The 5,778-nt window shown below is 61.1% G+C and carries 4 protein-coding genes, 1 tRNA gene and 1 pseudogene; 4 read left to right on the forward strand and 2 right to left on the reverse strand.

From position 1 onward, the window contains the following. The coding region (locus HLUSI_RS0124565) for a branched-chain amino acid ABC transporter permease (RefSeq protein WP_016836455.1) at positions 1–600 on the reverse strand (600 nt) is incomplete at its 3' end. Between the two features lie 8 nt (positions 601–608). Next, a pseudogene (gene metG, locus HLUSI_RS30585) lies at positions 609–2,150 on the reverse strand (methionine--tRNA ligase); the annotation flags it as partial. A gap of 219 nt (positions 2,151–2,369) precedes the next feature. On the opposite strand from metG, the gene apbC reads away from it, so the two are divergent. The 4 genes from apbC (at position 2,370) to HLUSI_RS0124590 (ending at position 5,638) form a co-directional block, all read left to right on the forward strand. Then, complete coding sequence (gene apbC, locus HLUSI_RS0124575; protein ID WP_016836457.1) at positions 2,370–3,458, forward strand: iron-sulfur cluster carrier protein ApbC; 1,089 nt, start codon at positions 2,370–2,372, stop codon at positions 3,456–3,458. Between the two features lie 66 nt (positions 3,459–3,524). Further along, positions 3,525–3,953, forward strand: a complete 429-nt coding sequence (locus tag HLUSI_RS0124580) for a DUF4399 domain-containing protein (protein WP_050977775.1) — start codon at positions 3,525–3,527, stop codon at positions 3,951–3,953. Positions 3,954–4,076: 123 nt separating this feature from the next. Further along, on the forward strand, positions 4,077–5,492 hold the full coding sequence (gene gltX / locus HLUSI_RS0124585; protein ID WP_029363992.1) for a glutamate--tRNA ligase: 1,416 nt from the start codon (positions 4,077–4,079) through the stop codon (positions 5,490–5,492). 70 nt (positions 5,493–5,562) lie between these two features. Then, a tRNA-Ala gene (locus tag HLUSI_RS0124590) sits at positions 5,563–5,638 on the forward strand. The last annotated feature ends 140 nt before the right edge of the window (positions 5,639–5,778 follow it).

Genomic DNA, 5,778 nt, shown 5'->3' on the forward strand with positions numbered 1-5,778 from the left:
CGCGGCGCCGACGCCCCAGGCCAGCGCAAACATCTTTTGCGAATCGATGCCCATCAGCTGCGCCGCTTCCTTGTCGGCGGCGGTCGCTTCGAGCGCGGCGCCGAGTTTGGTGCGGGTCAGGAACAGGTAGATCACGCCGGTGACGACAATCGCGCCGAGGCCGGCGGTCAGTTGCGGCGAACCGATCTGGATGCCGCCGAGCGAGACGTGGCCGGCGACCATGGAGTTTTCGATGGTGCGGAAATCGGCTTTCCAGAAAAACTGTGCGATGCCGCGGAACAGGATCATCAGGCCGAACGTGGTGAAGATCTGCGACACCATCGGCGCATTGGTGATCTTGCGGATCACCAGCTTGTACAGCAGCGCGCCCAGTCCGAACAGGAACAGCGCGGTCAGCGGTAAAGTAAAAATTGGATCGAGCGCATACAGCGCAAACAGCCAGAAGCTCGAATACATGCCGAACATCAGGAATTCGCCGTGGGCGAAGTTGACGATGTCCATCACGCCGAAGATCAGCGTCAAACCGATTGCCACGAGCGCATAAATAAGTCCGATCAACAGGCCGGACGCCAGGGTCTGCAGCAAAATATCCCAAGTCATGAATTTCCCAGGGCATCCAGCATCTTCGGATCGACGCGTTGCATCAGGTGGGCGTAGGCATTGATGACGTGGCCGTCAGGCAGCGCGGTCTGCACATCGGCCCAGGTGAATGGCGCGACGTTGAGGAAACCTTCCACTTGCGCCGCCAGTTGCGGCAACACCGGTTTCAGGTACACGGTCAGGATGCGGAAGGCTTCCAGCAGGCGGCTGCACACCTCATGCAGTTGCACGTCCTTGGTGCTGTCCTTGGCCAGTTCCCATGGCTTGTTGGCGTCGACGTAGGCGTTGATGACGTCGGCTTGCTCCATGATCGCGCGCAGGGCCTTGCCGTATTCGCGTTGCTCGTAGAGCGCCAGGATCTCCGGGGCGATGCCGCGCAGCTTGGTCAAGAAGGCATCGTCGGCAGTCGCCCACGCAGTCGACAGCTTGCCGTCGAAACGCTTGGCGATGAAGCCGGCGGCGCGGCTGGCGATGTTGACGTATTTGCCGATCAGGTCGGCGTTGACGCGCGCGACGAAATCGTCAGGGTTGAAGTCGACGTCTTCCACCTTGGCGTTCAGCTTGGCGGCGATGTAGTAGCGCAGCCATTCCGGATTCATGCCGATGTCGAGGTAGCGCAGCGGCGAGATGCCGGTGCCGCGCGACTTCGACATCTTTTCGCCGCTGACGGTGATGAAGCCGTGCGCGAACACGTTGGTCGGCGTCTTGCGGCCGGCGAACTTGAGCATGGCGGGCCAGAACAGCGTGTGGAAATACGTGATGTCCTTGCCGATGAAGTGGTACTGCTCGGTCTTGTCGTCGGCCATGAAGGCGTCGAAGTCGCGGCCGGTCTTGCCGAAATAATTCTTCAGCGAAGCCAGGTAGCCGATCGGCGCGTCCAGCCAGACGTAGAAGTACTTGCCCGGCGCGTCCGGGATTTCGATGCCGAAGTAGGGCGCGTCGCGGCTGATGTCCCAGTCGCCTAAACCGCCTTCGCCGTCGAGCCATTCCTTGGCCTTGTTGGCGACTTCCGGTTGCAGCCGGTTGTTATCCAGCGCCCATTCACGCAGGAAGGCCACGCACTTCGGGTCCGACAGCTTGAAGAAGAAGTGTTCCGACGATTTCATCACCGGCGTCGCGCCCGACAGCGTCGAGTACGGATTCTTCAGGTCGGTCGGCGCGTACACGGCGCTGCAGTTTTCACAGGAGTCGCCGTACTGGTCCTTGGTGCCGCACTTCGGGCATTCGCCCTTGATGTAGCGGTCCGGCAGGAACATGCTCTTGACCGGGTCGAAGAACTGGTCGATGGTCTTGGTCGTGATCAGCTTGGCATCGTCGCGCAGGGCGCGATAGATGTCTTGCGACAGCTGGTGGTTTTCCTGGCTGTCGGTCGAGCTCCAGTTGTCGAAGGCGATGTGGAAGCCGTCCAGGTATTGCTTGCCCTGCATTCGTTGAAACCGGACCCAGATATCGGCCTGGATGTATTCCATGATGTGGCCGATGTGGAACGCGCCGTTGGCGTAGGGAAGGGCGGTGGTAACGAAAAGTTGGCGTGGCGATGAAGTGCTCATTGGCAATGCGTGCTTGGGTTGGTGATCAGGAAAGAGGGCCATTTTAGCAGCCGCAGGGGCTTTGGCGCAGGGTTGATCCATAAACAAGTCGCAACCAAGCCGGTGCAAACAGCACTTTTCATGTCTGTATGGCAATTTTTCGTGAGGCTGGCCGTATTGATGCGGCAACCCCCGCGCTGCGATTGGTTTAGACTTGCGGAAGTCAATCAAGGAGAGGTAATGAGTATCACCGCAGAAGTCGTCAAAGCAGCGCTGTCCCAGGTCATCGACCCCAATACCGGCAAGGATCTGGTGGCGGGCAAGTCAGTCAAGAATATTCTGATCACCGGCGCCGATGTTGCCTTCGACGTCGAGCTGGGCTATCCCGCGAACAGCCAGATCGAACCGATCCGAAGCGCCGCCGAGGCAGCCGTGCAAGGTATCGCAGGCATCGGCGCGGTCAAGGCCAACGTCTATTTCAAGATCGTCGCGCATGCCGTGCAGCGCGGCATCAAGCTCAAGTCCAACGTCAAGAACATCATTGCCGTGGCATCCGGCAAGGGCGGTGTCGGCAAGTCGACCACCGCCGCCAATCTGGCATTGGCGCTGGCTGCCGAAGGTGCGCGCGTGGGCATCCTCGACGCCGACATCTACGGCCCGTCGCAGCCGATGATGCTGGGCATCGACGCCAAGCCGGAAACCAAGGACGGCAAGACCATGGAGCCGCTGGAAAACCACGGCCTGCAAGTGTCGTCGATCGGCTTCATGATCGATCCGGACGAGCCGATGGTGTGGCGCGGCCCGATCGTCACGCAGGCCTTGCAGCAGCTGCTCGATCAGACCAACTGGCGCGACCTGGATTACCTGATCGTCGACATGCCGCCGGGTACCGGCGACGTGCAGCTGACGCTGTCGCAGAAGGTGCCGGTCACCGGCGCGGTAATCGTGACTACGCCGCAGGACATCGCCTTGCTGGACGCGCGCAAGGGCCTGAAGATGTTCGAGAAGGTCGGCATCCCGATCCTGGGCATCGTCGAGAACATGAGCACCCACATCTGCTCCAACTGCGGCCACGCCGAAGCGATCTTCGGCAGCGGCGGCGGCGAGAAGATGTGCGCCGACTTCGGCGTCGACTTCCTCGGCGCCTTGCCGCTGACGATGGCGATCCGCGAGCAGACCGATTCCGGCCGTCCGACCGTGGTGGCCGAGCCGAATGGCGCGGTGGCGGAAATTTACAAGAACATCGCGCGCAAGGTCGCTGTCAAAGTGGCGGAAAAAGCCAAGGACATGACCAGCAAGTTCCCGAGCATCGTGATCCAGAACGACTGATCAAGCGATGCCGGTGGCGCCGTGGGGGGAATCCGACCAACGTAGAACATAGCAAGGAGAACTGCCATGACATCCCAGATATCCCTGACATTGCGACCGTCGCGATTCATCAAGACCCTGTTCGCCGCATCCATCTTGTTCGCTGCGGCGGCCCAGGCGGCCGAACCGTCGGTGTCGTTCACGGCGCCGATGGACGGCGCGGTCGTCACCAGTCCGTTCGACGTCAAGTTCGCCGTCACCGGCATGGAGGTCAAGCCGGCCGGCGAGATGGCGGCCAATACCGGCCATCATCACCTGCTGATCAACGCCGGTCCGATCGCCAAGGGAGAGCCGATTCCAATGGACGACACCCACCTGCATTACGGCAAGGGCCAGACCGAAGCCAAGGTGACGCTGCCGCCCGGCAAATACAAGCTGACCATGCAGTTCGCCGACGGCGCGCACCAGTCCTACGGTCCGGCCCTGAGCAAGACCATCAACATCACCGTGAAGTAAAACCAACGCGTCGCCCGCCGTCTGTCGCCGTTGCGTTCCATCGCAGCGGCCGACGCGGTAAAATGGCGGCTTTCCGATCAGACTGACAACGGCTTTGGCGTTCCAAGGCCGTTTTTATTTATCATGACATCCACAGTACCTGCCACTCCCGTTCGCACCCGTTTTGCGCCCAGCCCGACTGGTTATCTCCACCTCGGCGGCGCGCGTACGGCCTTGTTCTCGTGGGCCTATGCGCGCCGTTTCGGCGGCACCTTCATCCTGCGCATCGAAGACACCGACCTGGAGCGCTCCACGCCGGAAGCGGTGCAGGCCATCATCGACGGCATGCAATGGCTGGGACTGAGCCATGACGAAGGTCCGTTCTACCAGATGAAGCGCATGGACCGCTACCGCGAAGTGGTGGCTGAGATGCTGCAGCAGGGCACCGCTTACCATTGCTATTCCTCGCCGGAAGAAGTCGAGGCCATGCGCGAGCGCCAACGCGCTGCCGGTGAAAAACCGCGTTACGACGGCACCTGGCGTCCCGAGCGCGGCAAGGCTTTGCCGGCGATTCCGGAGGGCCGCAAGCCGGTGGTGCGCTTCCGCAATCCGCTCGATGGCGACGTCACCTGGAACGATGTGGTCAAGGGCCCGATCACGATCTCCAACCGCGAGCTGGACGACCTGGTGATTGCCCGTCCGGACGGCACGCCGACCTACAACTTCTGCGTCGTGGTGGACGACTGGGACATGAAGATCACCCACGTGATCCGCGGCGACGACCACGTCAACAACACGCCGCGCCAGATCAACATCCTCAAGGCGCTGGGCGGCGCGCTGCCGCAATACGGTCACGTGCCGATGATCCTCGGCGCCGACGGCGAGAAGCTGTCCAAGCGCCACGGCGCGGTCAGCGTGATGGATTATCCGGCGCAAGGTTTCCTGCCGGAAGCCATGCTGAATTACCTGGCGCGCCTGGGCTGGAGCCACGGCGATGAAGAAATTTTCTCGATGGAACAATTCTGCGGCTGGTTCGACCTCGACCACTTGTCGAAGTCGCCGGCGCAATTCAATCCGGAAAAACTGGCCTGGCTCAACAACCACTACATCAAGCTGGCCGACAACGAGCGCCTGGCTACGCTGGCGCGTCCGCTGCTGGAAAAAGAGGGCGCGCAATTCGACGGCGCGCCGCCGCTGGCGCAGACCATCGCGCTGCTGAAAGAGCGCGCCAATACCGTCAACGAACTGGCGACCGCGGTGCAAATGTTCTACCGCCAGCCTGCACCCGACGCCGCGCTGGTGACGCAGCACATCACTGATGCCATCAAGCCGGCGCTGCAGGATTTCGCCGCGCGCTGCGCCACGGTGGAATGGAACAAGGCCGCGCTGGCAGCCATGATCAAGGAAGTGCTGGCCGCCCACGCGCTGAAGATGCCGCTGCTGGCGATGCCGTTGCGCCTGATCGTCGCAGGCCAGTTGCAGACCCCGGCCATCGATGCGGTGCTGGAATTGTTCGGCCGGGACGTTGTGCTGGCGCGCCTGCAAAACTATTTGTCATAAAAAGCAGGTCTTTTCATAAAACCCGCTTGCTATTTGCCCATGGGTATTGCATAATCTCGCTTCTTCGCAAGGGGGTATAGCTCAGCTGGGAGAGCGCTTGCATGGCATGCAAGAGGTCAGCGGTTCGATCCCGCTTACCTCCACCAGCGACTCAGTAGTAACTGAGTAGTAGAAGTAAAGCAGTAAGATGCAGGTAACAAACTGTGATGCCACACAGTCGTAGTACGGTAACAGCTGCGGGACATGATGTATGCGATGTCCCCATCGTCTAGAGGCCTAGGACATC

Source organism: Herbaspirillum lusitanum P6-12 (genome assembly GCF_000256565.1).
GTDB lineage: Bacteria > Pseudomonadota > Gammaproteobacteria > Burkholderiales > Burkholderiaceae_D > Herbaspirillum > Herbaspirillum lusitanum.